The organism is Pseudomonas sp. p21, assembly GCF_001642705.1.
In the GTDB taxonomy this organism is placed as follows: domain Bacteria; phylum Pseudomonadota; class Gammaproteobacteria; order Pseudomonadales; family Pseudomonadaceae; genus Aquipseudomonas.
In genome coordinates this window covers 323,751-343,036 of record NZ_LWBV01000001.1, presented here as the reverse complement: position 1 = coordinate 343,036, position 19,286 = coordinate 323,751, and the positions used below count along the sequence as shown (strand labels likewise).

Sequence of the window (19,286 nt, the reverse complement as noted above, 5' to 3'; positions counted from 1 at the left end):
CGTGTCATAGCCGTGTCGACCCGCCCCCGTAGGAATCCTGATGCTGGAATCTCTGTTGGTCCCCACCGCCATCGTTGCCCTCGCCGAAATCGGCGACAAGACGCAATTGCTCGCGCTCATTCTCGCTGCCCGCTTCCGCAAGCCCTGGCCGATCATCGCCGGTATCATCGCCGCCACCCTGGCCAACCATGCCGCAGCCGGTGCCGTGGGTGCGTGGGTCGGTAGTTTCTTCAGTGACTCGGCACTGCACTGGATTCTGGCTGCGAGCTTCACCGCCACTGCACTGTGGACCCTGGTACCGGACAAGATGGATGACGACGAGAACCCGGCACGCCGCTTCGGGCCGTTCCTGACCACGCTGATCGCGTTCTTCCTGGCTGAAATCGGTGACAAGACCCAGGTCGCCACGGTGATGCTGGCTGCACAGTATCCGTACCTGATCATGGTCATTATCGGCACCACCCTGGGCATGCTGATTGCCAACGTGCCGGTGGTACTGGCGGGTAACTTCGCGGCGGACAAACTGCCGTTGACGCTGATCCGTCGCCTGGCGGCCACGGCGTTCTTCGTGCTGGCGATCGTGGCCGTGTACTCGGCGATGAAAGCCAGTGGCTGGGTGGGTTGACTGCTGACGGGGGCCGCTCTGCGGCCCCTTACGGTCTTACTTCTTGGCCGCCTGATACAGTGGCATCACCTTCGGAATCGCCGCCTGCAGCGAAGCAATGCGGCTCTGGGACGCCGGGTGAGTGCTCATGAACTCGGGCGGTGCTCCTTCGGAAGCCTGGCTCATCTTGTTCCACAAGGTGATCGCGGCATTCGGGTCGTAACCGGCACGCGCCGAGAGTTCCAGGCCGATCAGGTCGGCTTCGTTTTCGTTGGCCCGGCTGTTGGGCAGGGTCATGGCGTAGTTCACCACGGTGTCGGCCAAGGCCATGCTGCTCTGGCCCAGGCCAAAGAGGGCGCCGGCACCCTGGCGGGCCATTTCCACACCGTACGCCTTGGACATCGCCTCGCGGCTGTGCTCACGCAGGGCGTGGGCGATCTCGTGACCCACCACCGCAGCAATTTCCGCATCAGTGAGCTTGAGCTGGTCGATCAGCCCGGTGTAGACGATGATCTTGCCACCCGGACCGCAGTTGGCGTTGAGCTCGTCGCTCTTGATCACGTTGACTTCCCAGTTCCATTGCGCGGCATCCGGACGGAACTTGGGCGCCTGGGCGATCAGGCGGTTGGCAATTACCTGGACACGCTTGGCATCAGCGCTGGACTTGTCGAGTACGCCTTTGTTCGATGCCTCACCCAGGGTCTGCTGGTATGACTGGGCGTACATCTGGTTGACCTCATCGGTCGAGAGCATGCTGAACATGTACTGCTGGCGCTCGACGCCGACAGCGCCGCCGCTGGTGGTATTCACCGCCTGGCAGCCGGCTAGCAGGATGCCGGCACTCAACAGACTGACGACAAAAGACTTACGCATGAAAACACTCCCTTTTTACATGCGCCGTATCGTAGGCTGACTCGTCGGTGGGCCGCCATAGCCGCACGGAAGATTTTCTTCGCCTGCACTGGCCTCTTCGCAGGCATGCCCGCTCCCACAGGGAATGCCGTCAGCCTAAGGTCAGTGTAATACCTGTGGGAGCGGGCGCGCCCGCGAAGAGGCCGGTACAGGCAACCCATCAAGCCGGGGTCAGGCACTCCGGTGCATCCAGCTTCGGGTCATTGACGAAATGCGCAAGGGCCCGCTCGCGCAGCGTTGCCGGCGGGCTGGCCAGCAATTCATGCAGGCGGGTCAGCGGCGAGTCCGGGTCAAGCCAGGCCGCCTGCCCTGCCTCGTCCAATATCAGCGGCCGACGCTGGTTCATTGCCGCCTGGGTCACCACCGCGCAACTCAGCCACACCTGGTCCTGCACCGGGTAGGCCTCCCACACGGCGGCGAAATACAGCGCTGAGCCCTCCCCCGGGGTCAACCAGTACGGGCGCTTGCGCACGCTGCCACGCCATTCGTAAAAGCCGTTGGCCGGCATCAGGCAGCGGCGCTGGCGAAACGCGTCACGAAACATCGGCTGCTCGGCCAGGGTCTCGGCGCGGGCATGGGCGGGGGTACGCGAAAGGTCGGTGAGCCAGGCCGGGGTCAGCCCCCAGCGCGCCTTGGCCAGTTGCAGCTGGCCGTCGAGCTGGCGCTGGATCAGCACCGTGCCCCCTGGCGCGATGTTCCATTGAGGTGGCTGGCCGGCGGGAAAGCCAGGCAGACTGGCAAGGGCCTGGGGCCAGCGAAACAGGGCGTAACGTCCACACATGGGCGATTTCAGAACCTAGCAGATCAAGGTACCGGGGAAACTCTCCGGTTCGTCGCCAACCAGTGGCTGGGCGTCATTGTACGCATCGATCAGTTGCCGTGCGTATTCGGCCTGCTCATCAGCCACGGCAAGCCCCAGCAGGCCCTGCAGCGGCAGCTCGCCGGCAGCACCGACCAGATCACGGCCGACCAGGTGCGCCTCGACCCCCTCGTTGGCGAGCATGCCCGCCAGCATTTCCGCCTCAAGCAGGCTTTCCGGTTCGTAGATGCGTTGCATCAGGTATCGTCCTCGCGGCGGACTTCGAGCATCCATTCGTCACCATGCACCTGCAGAATGAACACCACAGGCTGGCAGCACACCTGGCAGTCCTCGGTGTAGACCTGGTCACCACCTGACAGGTCAACAGTGGTTTCCACACGTTCGCCACAATAAGGGCAATCATAGAAGTCGGTTTCCAGCATCGAGGTCTCCGCAGTGACTTATGCGTATAATTGCCGGTCTATTTACAGGGCCTGTGTGTGTCCGAGCCGTTTTTCGGAACCCGTCCCTACCTTATTACCCTAGCCGTTTCCAACAAGAGAGCATGATGGGCGAATTCGATGCCATCCGACCGTACGACGACGCTGAGGTCCCTGCCGTTCTGGCACGCCTGCTCAGCGACCCGGCATTCCTCGATATCCTCACCCACTTCCGCTTCCCGCGTGCGGCCGGTGCTCTCGGCTGGTTGCTCAAACCGCTGATCGCCCGCCGCCTGCGCAAGGAGTTCGCCGGCGTCACCTGTGTCTCGACCTTGCAGGACAAAGTCGAGTACTACGTCGACCAGACCATCGACCGCGCCACCGACGGCGTCACCTATTCGGGCGTGGAGCAGCTCAAGGCCGGCACCGCCTACCTGTTCCTGGCCAACCACCGTGACATCGTCATGGACCCGGCCTTCGTCAACTATGCGGTGTACCACGCCGGCCTGCCCACGCCGCGCATCGCCATTGGCGACAACCTGCTGCAAAAGCCGTTTGTCAGCGACATGATGCGCCTGAACAAGAGCTTCATCGTGCACCGCTCGATCAGTGGGCGCCGCGAGAAGCTGGCGGCCTACCAGTTGCTCTCGGCCTACATCAACCACTCGATCCGCAACGACGCCACGTCGATCTGGATCGCCCAGGCCGAAGGCCGGGCCAAGGACGGTGACGACCGCACCGATTCGGCGATCCTCAAGATGTTCCACATGAGCCGCAAGGACGAGCCGTTCGGCGCGGTGATCCAGAGCCTGAACCTGACGCCGGTGTCGATCAGCTACGAATACGACCCGTGCGACCAGGCCAAGGCCCGCGAGCTGTACATCCGCGCCACCACCGGCACCTACAAGAAGGCGCCGGGCGAGGACGACAACAGCATCGCCAAGGGCATTACCGGCTACAAGGGCCGGGTGCACATCAACTTCGCCCCGCCGGTGACCGAGTACCACGAGGACACCAAACAGCTGGCAGCGGAAATCGACCGGCAGATCCTCGGTGGCTACCGGCTGTTCCCGGTGCACTACCTGGCCTATGCGATGTGGGATGGCAAGGATGAGGCGCTGCAGGTGCCCAGCGCCGAGAAGGTGTTCCCGGCTGATGAGCTGGCCCGGGCCAAGGAGGAATGGCAACGCCGCCTGGATGCCTGCCCTGAGGAGCAGCGGCCGTACCTGGTGCTGCAGTATGCGACGCCGGTGCGTAACCAGTACCAGGTCAGGCAGCAGGCGCCGGTTGCCTGAACGAATGCCGGGGCTGCTTTGCAGCCCCAGGCTTTCAGACCCAGGTACTGAACCAGGACAACAGCAACGCCATCGCCAGGCACGAAAAACCGAGAATGTAGAAATAACGCGGCACCCGAAGGTCGAATGCGTCCACTACCCCCTCGCCCATTGCCATGTATTCGCGGGTTTCGGCCTCGCGCCGCCGTGCACTGTGCAGCAACCACCCGCCCGGGCAGGTCAGCAGCAGCGCCAGCAGATTGATCAGCTTGATCGGGTGGGCGGCCAGGAACCCCCAGAGTACTTGCAAGGACATCACGCAACCTCGGTATGAGCGACGGCAAAGGCCGGCATTTTACCCAAGTCGTTCCCTGACGCCCGGACCGGGCGACAAAGTGTCATCAAGTTTCATCTGGCATGGCATGAGGATTTGCCAGCGAAAGGGCCGGTACAGACAACAAAAAACCCGCTGCCCGGAACACAGGCAGCGGGTTTTGTTTTACCTGATAAAGGCTTACTGCCCCAGTACCTGCCCGATGGTCGGGTCCTTGAACATGCGGGTCAGGGCATCGCTCAGCACATCGCCCACCAGCTGGGTGTTGGTTTCCTGGTTTGGCGCCATGCCGAAACGCTGGTCCAGCGAAGCGCCATAGCGACCACTGTAGCGGCGGCCGCCATTGGACACGTCGGCACGGAAGGTGGCGCCGATGGTAGCCTCGGTCACGTACAGGTTGTCTTTCGGCGACTGGTACTTCAGCTCGGCCAGGGTCACGGTCAGCTGCGGTGCGTTGTAGGCGTTCGGCGTCGGGGTGAAGCCGAGCAGGCGCACGGCGGCTTCGGCCTGGGCCTGCAGCTTGGGCACGATGTCGTTACCGCTGACGCTGATGGTGCTGGTCTCGGGATACATGCCACCGCGAGTGCCCAGGGACTGCGAAGCCCGCCCGTCAACCACCCGGACCACGACCGGCTGGCCATGGCCGACCGGCGCGAGCTGGGCCTTGAGCGTGGGTTGCGGGTTGAGTTGTTGCGGGCTGTGGGCACAACCGACCAGGCTGAGGCTGGCCACGGCGATCAAACCGAACAACAGACGTTGCAACATGCGCGTTACTCCAGAAAAAGCGGCGAAGGCCCACAGTATACCTAGCCACGCATCGACCAGTCATCGGTCCGACCCGCTTGTCACAATCGTTTCATCGCCACGCCCTTATCCTTGCGCCAAGCCCTAACGCAAAGGACTCGTCGCCATGGCCTCGCTCTGGACCCTGCTCTTCCAACGCCCGCGCCACAACGCCTATGCCCGCCTCGACGCCGACGGCAAATGCCTGGCCTTCAAGCAATGCAGCCAGGCGCCCAGCGGCAGCGGCTGGGTCCAGGTCGGCGAAATCCAGCTTGCCTGGCTGGGTCGCGAACTGCCCGCCAGCGCCCGGGTTTGCGCCCGCGCAAGCCGCCGCTGGCACCAGCGCATCCTCGCGGCCTGACAAACGCTGCAATAAAAACCACGAATGGCGACATTTCTGCCCGCGACATCGCTATAATCTCCCCCCGATTATAAGGACGTCTCCTGATCGGGCCCCGCACTCGCCGATTGACCCCGGCAACTTCAACGCTTCGCCCACAGAGAGCCTTCCACTCAGGTCTTGCATCGGCTGTCGTGCCTGCTTTTCCGGCCCTTCACACTGCATGAACCTGCGGGTTGCCATCGCGCAGTCCCCTTTTGAGGTTCACGTCTCCAAAAGAGCGTGAAAAAACGGTTTTCACAACTTCACAAGAGTGTGGCGAGCAAATGAACAGTCTGGCATGTGCAAAAGCGGCAGATGTGTCCCGAACAGCCCTGAACAGGCGGCAAATGCGCTCATCCCGTATGAGTGTCTGAGCCGTTCCATAACGCACGCACGACACCTTGACCATAAGTCGAATTGCCGCACCCGTGGCAAGCCGCGTTCAATACCTGAACCCGAAGACTGATTGGCGGTGTCCGCGGAAGTTGCAAGAACTGCGAAAAGTCGGACATGGCGAACCTGGCAAACCCAGGTCCTATGCTGTCAATTAGGTAGCTGTAGATTGTGGAGACGCGTTAAATGGCGCAGAACGAATCGGTTGATGTGGTACTGGTAGGCGCGGGCATCATGAGTGCCACCCTGGCCGTACTGCTCAAGGAGCTCGACCCGACCCTGAAGCTTGAGGTCGTGGAGGCGATGGACTCCGGAGCCGCGGAAAGCTCCAACCCCTGGAACAACGCAGGCACCGGCCACGCCGGCCTGTGCGAGCTTAACTACACGCCCCAGGCCGCCGATGGCAGCATCGACATCAAGAAGGCCGTGCACATCAACACCCAGTTCGAGGTTTCGCGCCAGTTCTGGGCCTACCTGAGCAAGAAGGGCAACTTCGGCTCGGCGCGTGCCTTCATCAACCCTGTCCCGCACCTGAGCTACGTCGAGGGTGACAAGGGTGTTTCCTTCCTCAAGAAGCGCTATGAGCTGCTCAAGCAGCACCATGCCTTCGCCGACATGGAATACACCGAAGACAAGGCCGTGATGAACGACTGGATGCCGCTGATGATGCCAGGCCGCCCGGCCGACCAGCACATCGCCGCCACCCGCGTGCTCAAGGGCACCGACGTCAACTTCGGCGCCCTGACCAACAAGCTGCTGAAGCTGCTGGGCGACTCGCAGGACGCCCAGGTCAAGTACAGCAAGAAGGTCGTCGGCCTGCGCCGTAACGGCAAGGGCTGGACCGTGAGCATCAAGGACGTCAACAGCGGCGGCAGCCGTGAAGTGGACGCCCGCTTCGTCTTCCTCGGCGCCGGTGGCGCGGCCCTGCCGCTGCTGCAGCTGTCGGGCATCCCGGAAAGCAAAGGCTTCGGCGGCTTCCCGGTCAGCGGCCAGTGGCTGCGTTGCGACAACCCGGAAATCGTCAAGCAGCACCAGGCCAAGGTCTACAGCCAGGCCGCGGTCGGCGCCCCGCCGATGTCAGTACCGCACCTGGATACCCGCGTGGTCGATGGCAAGAAATCGCTGCTGTTCGGCCCCTATGCCGGCTTCACCACCAAGTTCCTCAAGCACGGCTCGCTGATGGACCTGCCGCTGTCGGTGCGCATGGGCAACATCGGCCCGATGCTGGCCGTGGCCCGTGACAACATGGACCTGACCAAGTACCTGGTCAGCGAAGTGATGCAGTCGATGGAGCAGCGCCTGGAAGCCCTGCGTCGCTTCTACCCACAGGCCAAGGCCGAAGACTGGCGCCTGGAAGTGGCTGGTCAGCGTGTGCAGATCATCAAGAAAGACCCGAAGAAAGGCGGCGTGCTGCAGTTCGGTACCGAGCTGGTCTCGGCCCAGGACGGCAGCCTGGCTGCACTGCTCGGCGCATCGCCGGGTGCTTCGGTAACCGTGTCGATCATGCTGGAACTGATTGAGCGCTGCTTCCCCGAGCAGGCCAAAGGTGCCTGGGCTGCCAAGCTCAAGGAAATCTTCCCGGCTCGCGAGAAGACCCTGGCGACCGATGCCGCCCTGTACCACAAGATCAGTGCCGACAACGACGTGGCACTGGAACTGGTGGAAAGCAGCCCGGCAGCCAAGCACTACGCCTGATTTGCCCGGTAACGAAAAAACGCCCCTCGGGGCGTTTTTTTGTGCCTGGTTGCTCACTAACCTGTGCCGGCCCCTTCGCGGGCATGCCCGCTCCCACAGGTTCGGCGCCGCCCTAAAGCTCTGTACTATCGCTGTGGGAGCGGGCGTGCCCGCGAAAGGGCCGTCACAGGTTAAAAATCAACCACGGGCCTTGGCGATGATCTCGATGTAATCCGCCGCATTGCGCTGGTCGGCAATCTGCTCGACAAAAGTCTTGCCATGCTCGTCCTTGCCATCCAGGTCCAGCCCGGCCTCGACGAAGAAGCCGACAAAACGCTCGAAATCGTCGATGCGCAGGCCACGGTAGGCCTTGACCAGCTTGTGCAGCGACGGCGAGGTCACGCCATCGGCAGGCTCGAACTGAAGGAACGTCTTGATGTAGTCGTCGCTGATCTCGTCACCGATTACCTGTTTCTTGTCTTTACGCATTGCCGACTCCAACTGGACCATCACGAAATTTCGAAGGCCGGCAGTGTACCCCCCGCAGGCCGGGCGCCTCAACGCGTACGTACGGTACCGGTGTGCAGGTCGGCCCAGACGTGGCCGTTGCCGTAAGTGAGAAACTGCACATACAGGGTCTCGTTGCGCAGCAGATCCATGATCACCCGGTAGTCGCTGACGGGATAATTCAGGCTCAGGGTGCGGGTTTTCTCGTCGTACACAGGCTTCTTCAAGCTCTTGGCAGCCTCACCGTCGAAGGTCAGCAGCACCTGGGCGATGGTCGCACCCTTGCTCAGCGGCTTGCCTTTGAGGCGCACCTGCAACGACGACGTGATCGGGATCGGCTGCTGGTCGGACTGGCGCTGGGTGCCCACTACCACCGAGTAGTCGGTCACTTGCAGCAATTGCTGGCCGGTCGGCGCTTCCTGGCGCAGGGACAGGTCGTCAGGTGGCAGGAACTGGCTGTGCAGCGGTGCGGCGGCGAGTGGCAGGCTGACCGCCAGCAGGAGGGGAAGAAACGCACGCATGTGAGGCTCCTTGAATGAAGGAGCACTCTAGCATGGAGTGCCTGGGGCGTATGACCCTATCGCCCTGTAGGAGCAGCCTTGTGCTGCGAAGAGGCCAGCAGTGCCACAGAACATCTTTAGTCATACCGACCCCTTCGCAGCACAAGGCTGCTCCTACAGGGCAACGAAGCCGGTGCAGGCAACATCAATCGAACTGCGCGCGCATCCAGGCCAGGTACTCGGCCACGCCCTCTTCACCTTCGCGCGGTGCCCAGTGCGCATGCTCGCCCTCGCCCACCGGCCGATATGGCCCGGCCTTGCACTCGAACAGGATGCTGTCCGCTTCCAGCACCACCAGCCCATGGTAAATGCCGGGTGCCAGGTCCACACCCAGGCAATCGCCGCCCGCCTGCAGCACTCGCTTGTCGGTCACCGCCCCCTGCTCGTCGAAGAGCAACAGGCCGAAGCGCCCCTTGAGTGCAATCAGCGTTTCGGCCTTGTCGGCGCTCAGGTGGCGGTGCGGCGGGATGTAGGTGCTCGGCTGCAGGCCGACCGCCATGCGGTGGCAGGGTTCTTCCATCTCATGGAAGGTGTGATGCTGCCGCCCGCGAGGGTTGGCGGCAGCCTGTGCGGCCAGCCCGGCGAACAGCGATTGGTCGATGAACGCAGGCTGGCGCATGATCACAACCCCTTGACGGCGAAGATGCCGTTGGCGTTGCGCCAGTAGCCTTTGTAGTCCATGCCGTAGCCGAAGATGTAGCGGTCGACGCAGGGCAGGCCCACGTAGTTGGCCTTGAGCTCCGGGCTGGCCTTGCGGTCATGGTCCTTGTCGATCAGTACCGCCGTGTGCACCGAGCGCGCACCGGCATGTTTGCAGAACTCGATGATGGCGCTGAGGGTGTGGCCTTCGTCGAGGATGTCGTCGACGATCAGCACGTCACGGTCGATGAACGACACTTCCGGTTTGGCCTTCCAGAACAGCTCGCCGCCACTGGTCTGGTTGCGGTAGCGGGTGGCGTGCAGATAGCTGGCTTCCAGCGGGAACTGCAGGTGGGTCAGCAGTTTGCCGGAGAAGATCAGGCCGCCGTTCATCACGCAGAACACCACTGGGTTCTTGTCGTGCAGGTCTTTGCAGATCTGCTCGCCGACTTTGGCGATGGCCGCTTCGACTTCGGCTTCGGTGTACAGGCAGTCAGCTTCACGCATGACTTGACGGATATGCTCGAGATCGGCGGACATGGCGCTCTCCGGGGGGCATTTTGGAAAAGCGGGCAAAGGTACGCATCCGCTCGTCACAGATCAAGCATTTATGGACTAACGTCCAGAATGACCAGACGACAGCACAGGCTGAATAGATTAATCTAGCGCGGTTTTTTTGCCCGCCTTTCGGAGCCCCCTATGCCCACTCGTGAGATCCGCCATCCGCTGATCCGCCACAAGCTCGGCCTGATGCGCCGTGCCGATATCAGCACCAAGAATTTTCGCGAACTTGCCCAGGAAGTCGGCGCGCTCCTGACCTACGAAGCCACCCAGGACCTGCCGCTCGAAACCTACGAGATCGACGGCTGGTGCGGCAAGGTGCAAGTTGAAAAAATCGCTGGCAAGAAGATTACCGTGGTGCCGATCCTGCGCGCCGGTATCGGCATGCTCGACGGCGTGCTCAGCCTGATCCCGGGTGCCAAGGTCAGCGCCGTCGGCGTTGCCCGCAACGAGGAAACCCTCGAAGCCCACACCTACCTGGAAAAGCTCGCGCCGGACATCAACCAGCGCCTGGCCCTGATCATCGACCCGATGCTGGCCACCGGCGGTTCGATGGTCGCCACCATCGACCTGCTGAAGAAGGCCGGCTGCAAAGAGATCCGCGCCATGGTCCTGGTCGCCGCGCCAGAAGGCATCGAAGCGGTGGAAAAAGCCCACCCGGACGTGCAGATCTACACCGCCTCGATCGACCAGCGCCTGAACGAACACGGCTACATCGTGCCGGGCCTGGGCGACGCCGGTGACAAGATCTTCGGCACCAAGCAAAAGGACGCCTGACCATGCAGGACGGCTTCAACGACCCGCTCTGGCGCCAGGTCGTTTCGGGCGCGCAGATGCTCTTCGTGGCATTCGGCGCGCTGGTGCTGATGCCACTGATCACCGGCCTCGACCCGAACGTCGCGCTGTTCACCGCCGGCATCGGCACCCTGCTGTTCCAGCTGGTCACCGGCCGCCAGGTACCGGTGTTCCTGGCCTCGAGCTTTGCCTTCATCACCCCGATCATCCTCGCCAAGGGCCAGTTCGGCCTGGCCGAGACCATGGGCGGCGTGATGGCCGCAGGCTTCGTGTACACCTTCATGGGCCTGATGGTGAAAATCAAAGGCACCGGTTTCATCGACCGCATGCTGCCACCGGTGGTGATCGGCCCGGTGATCATCTCCATCGGCCTGGCCATGGCGCCGATCGCCGCCAACATGGCGATGGGCAAGGCCGGTGACGGCAGCGTGCTGCTGCCGTACAAGACTGCCATGATGATCTCGATGCCGGCCCTGCTGACCACGCTGATCGTCGCCGTGTTCGGCAAGGGCATCTTCCGTCTGGTGCCGATCATTGCCGGCGTGCTGGTAGGCTTTGCCCTGTCGTTTGCCTTTGGCGTGGTCGACACTGCCAAGATTGCCGCCGCACCGTGGCTGGAACTGCCCAACTTCACCGCGCCAGCGTTCAACTGGCAGGCCATCCTGTTCATCGTCCCGGTTGCCCTGGCACCGGCGATCGAACACATCGGCGGGGTGATCGCGGTCGGCAGCGTGACCGGCCGTGACTACCTGAAGAAGCCCGGCCTGCACCGCACCCTGCTGGGTGACGGCCTGGCCACCACCGCAGCCGGCCTGTTCGGTGGCCCGCCCAACACCACCTATGCCGAAGTGACCGGCGCGGTGATGCTGACCAAGAACTACAACCCGAAGATCATGACCTGGGCGGCGGTCTTCGCCATCACCCTGGCCTTCATCGGCAAGTTCGGCGCGCTGCTGCAGAGCATCCCGGTACCGGTGATGGGCGGCATCCTGTGCCTGCTGTTCGGCTCGATCGCGGCGGTGGGCATGAACACCATGATCCGCCACAAGATCGACCTGGCCGAAGCGCGCAACCTGGTAATCGTGTCGGTGACCCTGGTGTTCGGTATCGGCGGCGTGCTGATCGGCAGCGGTGACGGCCCGGATGACTGGGGCCTGAAGGGCATCGCCCTGTGCGCCATCGTGGCTATTGCCCTGAACCTGATCTTGCCGGGCAATGATGGCTGGAAGCACAAGAAACTGGATGATCAGTTGCCTTGATTCGGCTTTAGCCTGACCCGGCCACTTCGCGGGTAAACCCGCTCCCACAGGTACCCCGCTGCCCTCAGGCCTTGTGCAAAACCTGTGGGAGCGGGTTTACCCGCGAAGAGGCCAGAACAGGCAACCTTGGACTCAGGCTTTTTCGCACATTCCCGCCAGCACCTTCACCCACTGCGGGTGATCATTCAGGCACGGCACCAACACCAGCTCCTGCCCGCCGGCCTCGACAAACTGCTCGCTGCCGCGCATGCCGATCTCCTCCAGCGTCTCGATGCAATCGGCCACGAACGCCGGGCACATCACCAGCAGCTTCTTCACCCCGGCCTTGGCCAGTTCGTCCAACCGCGCCTCGGTATAGGGTTCGATCCACTTGGCCCGCCCCAGCCGCGACTGGAACGACACCGACCACTTGCCATCGGGTATGCCCATTTTCTGCGCAAAGGCCCTGGCCGTGGCTAGGCACTGACCGCGGTAACACACCGCGCGCATATCGGCACTGGCATCCTTGCAGCAATCGGCCGCCTGGAAGTCATGTTTGCCAGTCGGGTCCAGCTTTTTCAGATGCCGTTCCGGCAAGCCGTGGAAGCTCAGCAACAGGTGATCGTAGTCCTGCTCCAGGTAAGGCCTGGCGCTGGCGCCCAGTGCCTCGATGTAGTCCGGGTGCTCGTAGAACGGCTGCAGCACGCGCATCTGCAACGGCAACTGGCGTTCACTGACCGTCTGCCTGGCCAGCTCTACCACAGTGGTCACCGTGCTATCGGCGAACTGTGGGTACAGCGGCGCCAGGGTCACCTTGCGCACACCCTGGGCCACCAGGCGCTCCAGTACCTCGGGCAAGGCTGGCTGGCCATAGCGCATGGCAATCTCCACCGGGCCATGGGGCCAGTGCTCGACCATCGCCGCCTGCAGGCGACGGGTCAGCACCACCAGTGGCGAGCCCTCGTCCCACCAGATCGAGCCATAGGCGTGCGCCGACTGCTCCGGGCGCTTGACCAGGATCAGCGACACCAGCAGGCGCCGTACCGGCCAAGGCAGGTCGATCACATAAGGGTCCATGAGGAACTGGTTGAGGTAGCGGCGCACATCGGCCACCGAGGTGGAGGCCGGGGAACCCAGGTTGACCAGCAGCAGGGCGTGATCGGTCATGCAGCGTCCTATGTCAGAGGCGGCTGGACAGGTTGTCCAGGGCCGATTGCAAATCGTTGAAGCGGAAGGTGAAGCCTGCCGCCAGCAAACGTACCGGGCGTGCGCGCTGGCCGCCGAGCAGCAGCGTCGACAGCTCACCCAGCCCGGCCTTGAGCAGCAGTGCCGGCACCGGCAGCAACGCCGGCCGGTGCAGGGTGCGGCCCAGGCACCTGGCAAACTCGCGGTTGCGCACCGGCTCCGGGGCGCAGGCATTATAAGGACCGCTGGCATCCTTGTGCTGCAAGAGAAAATCAATCAGGGCAACCTGGTCGTCTATATGGACCCAGGGCATCCACTGCCGCCCGTCGCCCAAAGGCCCGCCCAGCCCCAGTTTGAAGGGCACGCGCAGGCGCGACAAAAAGCCGCCATCACTGGCCAGCACCAACCCGGTACGCACCAGCACCACGCGAATGCCCTGGGCTTGGGAACGCAGCGCCGTCTCTTCCCAGGCAATGCACAGCTGGCTGGCGAAATCTTCGCGCACCGGTGGTGAAGCCTCGGTCAACTCGCGTTCGCCACCGTCTCCGTACCAACCCACCGCAGAGCCGGAGATCAGCACTTGCGGGCGCTGTTCACGGGTGCCCAGCCAGGCCAGCAACTGCTCGGTGAGGGTGACGCGGCTGGCCCACAGCAGGTTGCGCCGGGCGGCTGTCCAGGGCCGGTCGGCAATCGGCGCGCCGGCCAGGTTGATCACCGCGTCCAACTGATCATCCGCCTCCAGTTGCTCCAGGCGGGCGATGCCACGCACGCCGGTCCCACAAATTTTCGGCACCTGCTCAGGTCGCCGGCTCCACACCGTCAGGCGATGACCCTGGCCGAGCCAGTACTGGCACAGGTGCTTGCCAATCAACCCGGTGCCACCTGTCAGCAATATATGCATGGCTGTGTCCTCGCAGAATGCGGCGGTGGTCTATTTTTAACATCAAGGCACTTTTTTGACCCGACGCTCTCGGATAAACATAGGTCAACCTGTCTGCCAATGCGGAATAACATTATACAAATTTTGCGCATTGTACAGGTTTGCCTGACAGCGTAGTCTGCTTACAGCAAGGTTTGAAGAGGCCATCATGACAGTACCTATCGCCATCATCGGGGCCGGTATAGCCGGCTTGTCAGCCGCCCAGGCTTTGCAAAAGGCCGGGCAATCCGTGCATTTGTTCGACAAAGGCCACGGCAGTGGCGGGCGCATGGCCAGCAAGCGCAGCGAAGTCGGCGCGCTGGACCTTGGTGCCCAGTACTTCACCGCTCGTGACCGGCGCTTCGTCGAGCAGGTGCAGCAGTGGGTCGCCGCCGGTTGGGCCGAACAATGGAAACCACAGCTGTACAACTACCGCGATGGTGAGCTCACCCCCTCCCCCGACGAGCAGACGCGCTGGGTGGGTGTGCCGCGCATGAGTGCAATCACCCGCGGCCTGCTCAAGGACGTGACGGTCAACTTCGGCTGCCGCATCGCCGAGGTGTTCCGCGGCAAGCAATACTGGCACCTGCAGGACACCGAAGGCTGCAGCCACGGCCCCTACAGCCGCGTGGTGATCGCCGTGCCGGCACCACAGGCCACCCCGCTGCTGGCCTCCACCCCCAAGCTCGCCGCCGTGGCCGCCGGCGTGCAGATGGAGCCCACCTGGGCCGTCGCCCTGGCCTTCCAGACCCCGCTGGACACGCCGATGCAAGGCTGCTTCGTGCAGGACAACCCGCTCGAGTGGCTGGCGCGCAACCGTAGCAAACCCGGGCGTGACGAGAAGTTCGACACCTGGGTACTGCACGCTACCTCGAACTGGAGCCGGCAACACATCGACCTGCCCAAGGAAGAGGTGATCGAACAGCTGAGGGGCGAGTTCGCCGAACTGGTCGGCTGCGTGGTGCCGCCACCTACTTTTGCCTTGGCCCACCGCTGGCTGTATGCCCGCCCGAGCAGCAACCATGAATGGGGCGCGCTGGCCGATGCAGACCAAGGCTTGTACGCCTGCGGCGACTGGTGCCTGTCCGGGCGGGTCGAGGGCGCCTGGCTCAGCGGCCAGGAAGCTGCGCGCCGGCTGCTCGAACACCTCGAATGATGTAGATCTATACAAAAAAACTGGTTTGCATAACTTCAGGGCTGTGCTGGAATAAACCTGTACAAGTTTTTGGTTTCGTACAGGTTATCTGGAGACAGCCCATGCACGACTCATCCGCCCACAGCAAGCCGCGTATCGCCATCAGCGCCTGTCTGACCGGGCACAGCGTGCGCTATAACGGCGGCCACAAGGCCTCCGACCTGTGCCGCACGCAGCTCGAGGAACACTTCGACTGGTTGCCGGTGTGCCCGGAGGTGGCCATCGGCCTGGGCGTACCGCGCGACCCGATCCGCCTGGTCGGCGACCCCGAGCAACCGGAAGTGGTCGGAACCCGCAACCCCGGCATGGACCTGACCGGCCCGCTGCGCAGCTACGGCGAGCAAATGGCCGCCGAACTCGACGATATCTGCGGCTACATCTTCATGCAGAAATCGCCCTCCTGTGGCCTGGAGCGGGTCAAGGTGTACCAGGACAATGGCCATCCGGCCTTCAACGGCGGGCGGGGCGTGTATGCCCAGGCGTTCTGCGCAAGGCGCCCAGACCTGCCGGTGGAAGAAGAAGGCCGCCTGCACGACCCCGTGCTGCGCGAGAATTTCATCAGCCGCGTGTACGCCTACGCCGACTGGCAGCGCCTGCTGGCCGCGGGCCTGAGCCGGGGCGCCCTGGTGCGCTTCCACTCACGCTACAAGTACCTGCTGATGGCCAACAACCCCCAAGCCTATCGCAGCCTGGGGCGCCTGCTTGGCAGCATGAGCAAGGAGGATGACCCGCAAAGCATCGGCCCGCGCTACTTCAGCCAGCTGATGCAGGCCCTGCGCCGCTGCGCCAGCCGTGGTACGCATGGCAACGTGCTGCAGCATCTGAGCGGCTACTTCAAGGACGCCCTCACACAGCAGGACAAAGCCGAGCTGCAGACCGTCATCGGCCAATACCAGCAAGGCGTTGTGCCGCTGGTGGTGCCGCTGACCCTGCTCAAGCACCATTTGCGCAAGCACCCCGACCCGTATCTGCAGCAGCAGGCCTACCTGCAGCCGCACCCCGAGCGCCTGGGCCTGCGCAATGCCGTCTGAAACCCTGTTGCCCATCGGTGAACTGGCCCGCCGTACCGGCGTAAACCCCGTCACCCTGCGCGCCTGGGAACGGCGCTATGGCCTGCTCAAGCCCCAGCGCACCGCCAAGGGCCATCGCCTGTACCCGCTGGAGCAGGTCGAACGCGTCGAGGCGATCCTCGCCTGGCTGCAGCGCGGCGCCTCCGTCGGCCAGGTGCGCGAGCTGCTCGACAAACCGGCCAGCACGCCGCCGAAAGGCGACTGGCAAGCCCGGCAGTTCCAACTGATCGAGGCCGTCGCCACACTGTCGCAGCGCACCCTTGACCAGCAGCTCAACCAGGCCATGGCCTTGTACCCGGCCATCACTCTGTGCGAGCAATTACTGTTGCCGCTGCTCGATCTCCTCGACCTGCGCTGGCGCAACTACTTCAATGCACGGCTGGAGCAGGTGTTTTTCCACAGCTGGCTGCGCAGCAAGCTGGGCGCCCGGGTCTACCACGACAACCAGTTGCTGCAAGGCCCTGCCATCTTGCTGGCAGAAGACAGCGAACGCGCCTTCAGCCCCGGTTTGTGGTTGTGCGCCTGGCTGTTCACCAGCAACGGCCTACCGGTCGAAGTGCTGGAGCACGCCATCGCCGGCGCGCACCTGCAATGCGCCATCAGCACGCTCAAACCTCGCGCCGTGCTCCTGCACCTGGGGCCACGCATCGATGAAAAGGCGCTGCAGCGCACCCTGCCCAACCTGCCCGTGCCAACCCTGGTCGGCGGGCCGACGCTCGCGCTGCACGAAGCCCGGTTGCGCGCCCTCGGGCTGCCCAACCTCGCCCTCTTCGATACCCCACAAGCAGCATTGCGTTTGCTGCAAGCCCATGACCGCCAGCCCGTAGAGATGACCGCACCATGCACCTGACCTGGCTGCGCAGTGACCTGCGCATCGATGACAATACCGCGCTCAGCGCCGCCAGCGAACGCGGCCCGACCCTCGCCCTGTGGCTGGTCAGCCCCGGGCAATGGCAGGCCCACGACGACGCTGCCTGCAAAGTCGACTTCTGGCTGCGCAACCTGCGCGACCTGCGCCAGTCACTGGAGCGCCTGAACATCCCCCTGCTGATCCGCAAGATCGACACCTGGGACCAGGCGCCACAGGCGGTGCTCGACGTCTGCCGCCAACATCAGGTGCAAAGCGTGCACTGGAACGAGGAGTACGGCATCAACGAACAACGTCGCGATGCCGCCACCCGGGCGCTGCTGGAAAAGTCGGCCGTCCAGGCCCACAGCCACCTCGACCAGCTGTTGTTCCGCCCGGGCACCATCCTTACCCGCAGTGGCGACTACTTCCAGGTGTTCAGCCAGTTCAAGAAGAGCTGCCTGGAGCACCTGCACCGCGGCCTCCCCAGCCTGGCCCAACGGGTAAAGCGCCAGGCACCGCTGCAGGTCGACAGCGACCCTATCCCCCAGCACGTGGACGGCTTCGAACAACCTGCGCATGCACTGCGCGACCATTGGCCGGCCGGTGAAGCCGAGGCGCAAGCGCGGCTGGCCCGCTTTCTCGACGAAAACATCGACGACTACCAACAGCTGCGCGACTTGCCTGCCAAGCCCGGTACCAGCCAGCTCTCCACCTACCTGGCCGCTGGCGTGATCTCGCCGCGCCAGTGCCTGCACGGCGCCCTGACCAGCAACCGCGGCGAGTTCGACAGCGGCAGCAGCGGCGTGCAAACCTGGATCAACGAGCTGCTCTGGCGCGAATTCTACAAACACATCCTGACCGGTTATCCACAGGTCTCGCGCCACCGCGCCTTCCGCGCCCAGACCGAAGCCCTGCCCTGGCGCGATGCACCGGCTGACCTTGAAGCCTGGGAACAGGGCCGTACCGGCTTCCCGATCATCGACGCCGCCATGCGCCAACTGCTGCACACTGGGTGGATGCACAACCGCCTGCGCATGATCGTGGCCATGTTCCTCAGCAAGAACCTGCTGATCGACTGGCGCAAGGGCGAGCGGCATTTCATGCGCCACCTGATAGACGGCGACCTGGCCGCCAACAATGGCGGCTGGCAGTGGAGCGCGTCCACCGGCACCGACGCAGTGCCCTATTTCCGTATCTTCAACCCGGTTTCGCAGTCGCAGCGATTCGACCCGCAGGGGCTTTTCATTCGGCACTGGCTACCGGAATTGCAGGGGCTGGATGAAAAAGCCATTCATCTTCCCGTGAAGTCGGCCGATCTTTTTGCTACACATTCCTATCACAGTCCAATTGTCGATCTCGACAGCAGTCGCCAGCGCGCCCTGGAGGCGTTCAAGAACCTCCCGCGCCGGCAGGATCAGAGGGCAGTATCGTGAACAACGCACGCAGTATCTGGGTGACGGGAGCCGGCAATGGACTAGGCCTGGCGTTAGTGGAAGGGTTGCTCCGGCAAGGACACCGGGTAGCTGCAAGCGGCAAGCATGGCGAGGCACTGGATGCCTTGGGCGCACGCTATGGCAACCAGCTGTTGCGCTTGCCCTGGCAGTTGCAGGAAGAACAGCAGGCGGCCCAGGCAAGCCAGCAGATCTGCCATGCCTTCCGCGCGCTGGACGGCTTGATCATCAACGCAGGTACCAGCGATTACCTGGCGGACGATCTGGCGGAAAGCGAGCTGTTCGAGGCGATCGTCACTGGCAACCAGTTGGCCGGCGAGCATTGCCTGGCCGGTGCGCTGCCCTTGCTGGCAAAGGGTGACTCGCCGCAGGTGATGGCGGTGTTCAACCGGTATTCGGCGTTGCAGTTATATGCGCCGACGCAGGTGACTGCGGGCTGGAACAACCTGCCGCAGTGGATGCGCGAGCAGCGTCAGGCGCTGAAGGCGCAGGGGGTTGAGCTGACGGTGGTGGGGCCGCAGTCGCTGAAGACACCTGTGACACCGGCGCAGGCGATACCGGAAGCGTGGACGCCGCAGAGTGCGGCAGAAGAGTTGCTACGGCGGTGGCCGCAGAGGGAGCCGGAGCTTGTGCTGGAGGCTTTGGATCTGACCAGCCTGTGGCCTTTGCCACACAAGTAATTGATGTAGTGACCGTACCGGCTTCCACCTCGACCACATCG

23 protein-coding genes are annotated in these 19,286 nt (G+C 63.5%); 11 read left to right on the top strand and 12 right to left on the bottom strand.

Annotated features, from left to right (window positions below):
- The first annotated feature begins 40 nt into the window (after nucleotides 1–40).
- A complete protein-coding gene (locus A4C63_RS01695; RefSeq protein WP_013970934.1) occupies nucleotides 41–625 on the top strand; it encodes a TMEM165/GDT1 family protein in 585 nt (194 codons plus the stop codon).
- Between the two features lie 36 nt (nucleotides 626–661).
- Here A4C63_RS01695 and A4C63_RS01690 read toward each other — a convergent pair whose 3' ends face one another.
- The 4 genes from A4C63_RS01690 to A4C63_RS01675 form a co-directional block, all read right to left on the bottom strand.
- On the bottom strand, nucleotides 662–1,477 hold the full coding sequence (locus A4C63_RS01690) for a M48 family metallopeptidase (RefSeq protein ID WP_063911244.1): 816 nt from the start codon (nucleotides 1,475–1,477) through the stop codon (nucleotides 662–664).
- Nucleotides 1,478–1,676: 199 nt separating this feature from the next.
- Nucleotides 1,677–2,297 carry an SOS response-associated peptidase gene (locus tag A4C63_RS01685; RefSeq protein WP_063911243.1) on the bottom strand — a complete coding sequence of 207 codons (621 nt, stop codon included), beginning with the start codon at nucleotides 2,295–2,297 and terminating at the stop codon, nucleotides 1,677–1,679.
- A 15-nt stretch (nucleotides 2,298–2,312) separates the two neighbouring features.
- Nucleotides 2,313–2,573 carry a putative signal transducing protein gene (locus tag A4C63_RS01680; protein WP_063911242.1) on the bottom strand — a complete coding sequence of 87 codons (261 nt, stop codon included), beginning with the start codon at nucleotides 2,571–2,573 and terminating at the stop codon, nucleotides 2,313–2,315.
- Nucleotides 2,573–2,758 (bottom strand): CPXCG motif-containing cysteine-rich protein, encoded by a 186-nt coding sequence (locus A4C63_RS01675; protein WP_063911241.1) that lies wholly within the window; start codon nucleotides 2,756–2,758, stop codon nucleotides 2,573–2,575. Before A4C63_RS01675 ends, A4C63_RS01680 begins: the two co-directional genes overlap by 1 nt.
- A 125-nt stretch (nucleotides 2,759–2,883) precedes the next feature.
- Here A4C63_RS01675 and A4C63_RS01670 point away from each other — a divergent pair, with 125 nt between their 5' ends.
- Nucleotides 2,884–4,050: a 1-acyl-sn-glycerol-3-phosphate acyltransferase gene (locus A4C63_RS01670; RefSeq protein ID WP_024086266.1), complete on the top strand. Its 1,167-nt coding sequence runs from the start codon at nucleotides 2,884–2,886 to the stop codon at nucleotides 4,048–4,050.
- A 34-nt stretch (nucleotides 4,051–4,084) separates the two neighbouring features.
- On the opposite strand, the gene A4C63_RS01665 is transcribed toward A4C63_RS01670, so the two are convergent.
- Nucleotides 4,085–4,345 (bottom strand): hypothetical protein, encoded by a 261-nt coding sequence (locus A4C63_RS01665; protein WP_063911240.1) that lies wholly within the window; start codon nucleotides 4,343–4,345, stop codon nucleotides 4,085–4,087.
- Between the two features lie 198 nt (nucleotides 4,346–4,543).
- The gene (locus tag A4C63_RS01660) at nucleotides 4,544–5,128 is read right to left on the bottom strand and encodes a YajG family lipoprotein (protein WP_013970929.1); all 585 of its coding nucleotides are present in this window, start codon (nucleotides 5,126–5,128) and stop codon (nucleotides 4,544–4,546) included.
- A gap of 145 nt (nucleotides 5,129–5,273) precedes the next feature.
- Here A4C63_RS01660 and A4C63_RS01655 point away from each other — a divergent pair, with 145 nt between their 5' ends.
- Together A4C63_RS01655 and mqo are read left to right on the top strand one after the other, a co-directional pair.
- Entirely contained in the window at nucleotides 5,274–5,507 is a 234-nt protein-coding gene (locus A4C63_RS01655) for a hypothetical protein (RefSeq protein WP_063911239.1), read from the top strand.
- A gap of 600 nt (nucleotides 5,508–6,107) precedes the next feature.
- Complete coding sequence (mqo, locus tag A4C63_RS01650; RefSeq protein WP_063911238.1) at nucleotides 6,108–7,616, top strand: malate dehydrogenase (quinone); 1,509 nt, start codon at nucleotides 6,108–6,110, stop codon at nucleotides 7,614–7,616.
- Nucleotides 7,617–7,793: 177 nt separating this feature from the next.
- Here mqo and A4C63_RS01645 read toward each other — a convergent pair whose 3' ends face one another.
- The 4 genes from A4C63_RS01645 to A4C63_RS01630 all read right to left on the bottom strand — a co-directional run bounded on the left by A4C63_RS01645 (nucleotide 7,794) and on the right by A4C63_RS01630 (nucleotide 9,841).
- Nucleotides 7,794–8,084, bottom strand: coding sequence for a PA4642 family protein (locus A4C63_RS01645; RefSeq protein WP_063911237.1), 291 nt, complete (start codon nucleotides 8,082–8,084; stop codon nucleotides 7,794–7,796).
- Between the two features lie 68 nt (nucleotides 8,085–8,152).
- A complete protein-coding gene (locus A4C63_RS01640; protein ID WP_063911236.1) occupies nucleotides 8,153–8,623 on the bottom strand; it encodes a hypothetical protein in 471 nt (156 codons plus the stop codon).
- 184 nt (nucleotides 8,624–8,807) lie between these two features.
- Nucleotides 8,808–9,281 carry a WbuC family cupin fold metalloprotein gene (locus A4C63_RS01635; RefSeq protein ID WP_063911235.1) on the bottom strand — a complete coding sequence of 158 codons (474 nt, stop codon included), beginning with the start codon at nucleotides 9,279–9,281 and terminating at the stop codon, nucleotides 8,808–8,810.
- Nucleotides 9,282–9,283: 2 nt separating this feature from the next.
- Nucleotides 9,284–9,841, bottom strand: coding sequence for a hypoxanthine-guanine phosphoribosyltransferase (locus A4C63_RS01630; RefSeq protein ID WP_003256346.1), 558 nt, complete (start codon nucleotides 9,839–9,841; stop codon nucleotides 9,284–9,286).
- A gap of 159 nt (nucleotides 9,842–10,000) precedes the next feature.
- On the opposite strand from A4C63_RS01630, the gene upp reads away from it, so the two are divergent.
- The gene (gene upp, locus A4C63_RS01625; RefSeq protein ID WP_063911234.1) at nucleotides 10,001–10,639 is read left to right on the top strand and encodes a uracil phosphoribosyltransferase; all 639 of its coding nucleotides are present in this window, start codon (nucleotides 10,001–10,003) and stop codon (nucleotides 10,637–10,639) included.
- Between the two features lie 2 nt (nucleotides 10,640–10,641).
- Nucleotides 10,642–11,916 carry a uracil-xanthine permease family protein gene (locus tag A4C63_RS01620; protein ID WP_025337694.1) on the top strand — a complete coding sequence of 425 codons (1,275 nt, stop codon included), beginning with the start codon at nucleotides 10,642–10,644 and terminating at the stop codon, nucleotides 11,914–11,916.
- Nucleotides 11,917–12,048: 132 nt separating this feature from the next.
- On the opposite strand, the gene hemH is transcribed toward A4C63_RS01620, so the two are convergent.
- Together hemH and A4C63_RS01610 are read right to left on the bottom strand one after the other, a co-directional pair.
- Nucleotides 12,049–13,062: a ferrochelatase gene (gene hemH / locus A4C63_RS01615; protein ID WP_063911233.1), complete on the bottom strand. Its 1,014-nt coding sequence runs from the start codon at nucleotides 13,060–13,062 to the stop codon at nucleotides 12,049–12,051.
- 13 nt (nucleotides 13,063–13,075) lie between these two features.
- Complete coding sequence (locus A4C63_RS01610; RefSeq protein ID WP_063911232.1) at nucleotides 13,076–13,981, bottom strand: TIGR01777 family oxidoreductase; 906 nt, start codon at nucleotides 13,979–13,981, stop codon at nucleotides 13,076–13,078.
- 187 nt (nucleotides 13,982–14,168) lie between these two features.
- Between A4C63_RS01610 and A4C63_RS01605 the strand changes: the two genes are divergently transcribed.
- The 5 genes from A4C63_RS01605 to A4C63_RS01585 all read left to right on the top strand — a co-directional run bounded on the left by A4C63_RS01605 (nucleotide 14,169) and on the right by A4C63_RS01585 (nucleotide 19,245).
- A complete protein-coding gene (locus A4C63_RS01605) occupies nucleotides 14,169–15,155 on the top strand; it encodes an NAD(P)/FAD-dependent oxidoreductase (protein WP_063911231.1) in 987 nt (328 codons plus the stop codon).
- Between the two features lie 101 nt (nucleotides 15,156–15,256).
- Entirely contained in the window at nucleotides 15,257–16,225 is a 969-nt protein-coding gene (locus A4C63_RS01600) for a DUF523 and DUF1722 domain-containing protein (protein WP_063911230.1), read from the top strand.
- Nucleotides 16,215–17,114: a MerR family transcriptional regulator gene (locus A4C63_RS01595; protein WP_063911229.1), complete on the top strand. Its 900-nt coding sequence runs from the start codon at nucleotides 16,215–16,217 to the stop codon at nucleotides 17,112–17,114. The genes A4C63_RS01600 and A4C63_RS01595 overlap by 11 nt, the downstream gene beginning before the upstream one ends.
- Nucleotides 17,105–18,547 (top strand): deoxyribodipyrimidine photo-lyase, encoded by a 1,443-nt coding sequence (gene phrB, locus A4C63_RS01590; protein WP_063911228.1) that lies wholly within the window; start codon nucleotides 17,105–17,107, stop codon nucleotides 18,545–18,547. Before A4C63_RS01595 ends, phrB begins: the two co-directional genes overlap by 10 nt.
- A complete protein-coding gene (locus tag A4C63_RS01585) occupies nucleotides 18,544–19,245 on the top strand; it encodes an SDR family oxidoreductase (protein WP_063911227.1) in 702 nt (233 codons plus the stop codon). Before phrB ends, A4C63_RS01585 begins: the two co-directional genes overlap by 4 nt.
- Nucleotides 19,246–19,286: the final 41 nt, after the last annotated feature.

Coding starts and splice junctions, on each gene's coding strand:
- A4C63_RS01670 (WP_024086266.1), top strand. CDS start 2,884: ATGGGCGAATTCGATGCCATCCGACCGTACGACGACGCTGAGGTCCCT.
- A4C63_RS01620 (WP_025337694.1), top strand. CDS start 10,642: ATGCAGGACGGCTTCAACGACCCGCTCTGGCGCCAGGTCGTTTCGGGC.
- A4C63_RS01645 (WP_063911237.1), bottom strand. CDS start 8,084: ATGCGTAAAGACAAGAAACAGGTAATCGGTGACGAGATCAGCGACGAC.
- A4C63_RS01680 (WP_063911242.1), bottom strand. CDS start 2,573: ATGCAACGCATCTACGAACCGGAAAGCCTGCTTGAGGCGGAAATGCTG.
- mqo (WP_063911238.1), top strand. CDS start 6,108: ATGGCGCAGAACGAATCGGTTGATGTGGTACTGGTAGGCGCGGGCATC.
- A4C63_RS01695 (WP_013970934.1), top strand. CDS start 41: ATGCTGGAATCTCTGTTGGTCCCCACCGCCATCGTTGCCCTCGCCGAA.
- hemH (WP_063911233.1), bottom strand. CDS start 13,062: ATGACCGATCACGCCCTGCTGCTGGTCAACCTGGGTTCCCCGGCCTCC.
- A4C63_RS01605 (WP_063911231.1), top strand. CDS start 14,169: ATGACAGTACCTATCGCCATCATCGGGGCCGGTATAGCCGGCTTGTCA.
- A4C63_RS01690 (WP_063911244.1), bottom strand. CDS start 1,477: ATGCGTAAGTCTTTTGTCGTCAGTCTGTTGAGTGCCGGCATCCTGCTA.
- A4C63_RS01610 (WP_063911232.1), bottom strand. CDS start 13,981: ATGCATATATTGCTGACAGGTGGCACCGGGTTGATTGGCAAGCACCTG.
- A4C63_RS01685 (WP_063911243.1), bottom strand. CDS start 2,297: ATGTGTGGACGTTACGCCCTGTTTCGCTGGCCCCAGGCCCTTGCCAGT.
- A4C63_RS01660 (WP_013970929.1), bottom strand. CDS start 5,128: ATGTTGCAACGTCTGTTGTTCGGTTTGATCGCCGTGGCCAGCCTCAGC.
- A4C63_RS01655 (WP_063911239.1), top strand. CDS start 5,274: ATGGCCTCGCTCTGGACCCTGCTCTTCCAACGCCCGCGCCACAACGCC.
- A4C63_RS01630 (WP_003256346.1), bottom strand. CDS start 9,841: ATGTCCGCCGATCTCGAGCATATCCGTCAAGTCATGCGTGAAGCTGAC.
- A4C63_RS01640 (WP_063911236.1), bottom strand. CDS start 8,623: ATGCGTGCGTTTCTTCCCCTCCTGCTGGCGGTCAGCCTGCCACTCGCC.
- A4C63_RS01595 (WP_063911229.1), top strand. CDS start 16,215: ATGCCGTCTGAAACCCTGTTGCCCATCGGTGAACTGGCCCGCCGTACC.
- A4C63_RS01635 (WP_063911235.1), bottom strand. CDS start 9,281: ATGCGCCAGCCTGCGTTCATCGACCAATCGCTGTTCGCCGGGCTGGCC.
- A4C63_RS01665 (WP_063911240.1), bottom strand. CDS start 4,345: ATGTCCTTGCAAGTACTCTGGGGGTTCCTGGCCGCCCACCCGATCAAG.
- phrB (WP_063911228.1), top strand. CDS start 17,105: ATGCACCTGACCTGGCTGCGCAGTGACCTGCGCATCGATGACAATACC.
- upp (WP_063911234.1), top strand. CDS start 10,001: ATGCCCACTCGTGAGATCCGCCATCCGCTGATCCGCCACAAGCTCGGC.
- A4C63_RS01600 (WP_063911230.1), top strand. CDS start 15,257: ATGCACGACTCATCCGCCCACAGCAAGCCGCGTATCGCCATCAGCGCC.
- A4C63_RS01675 (WP_063911241.1), bottom strand. CDS start 2,758: ATGCTGGAAACCGACTTCTATGATTGCCCTTATTGTGGCGAACGTGTG.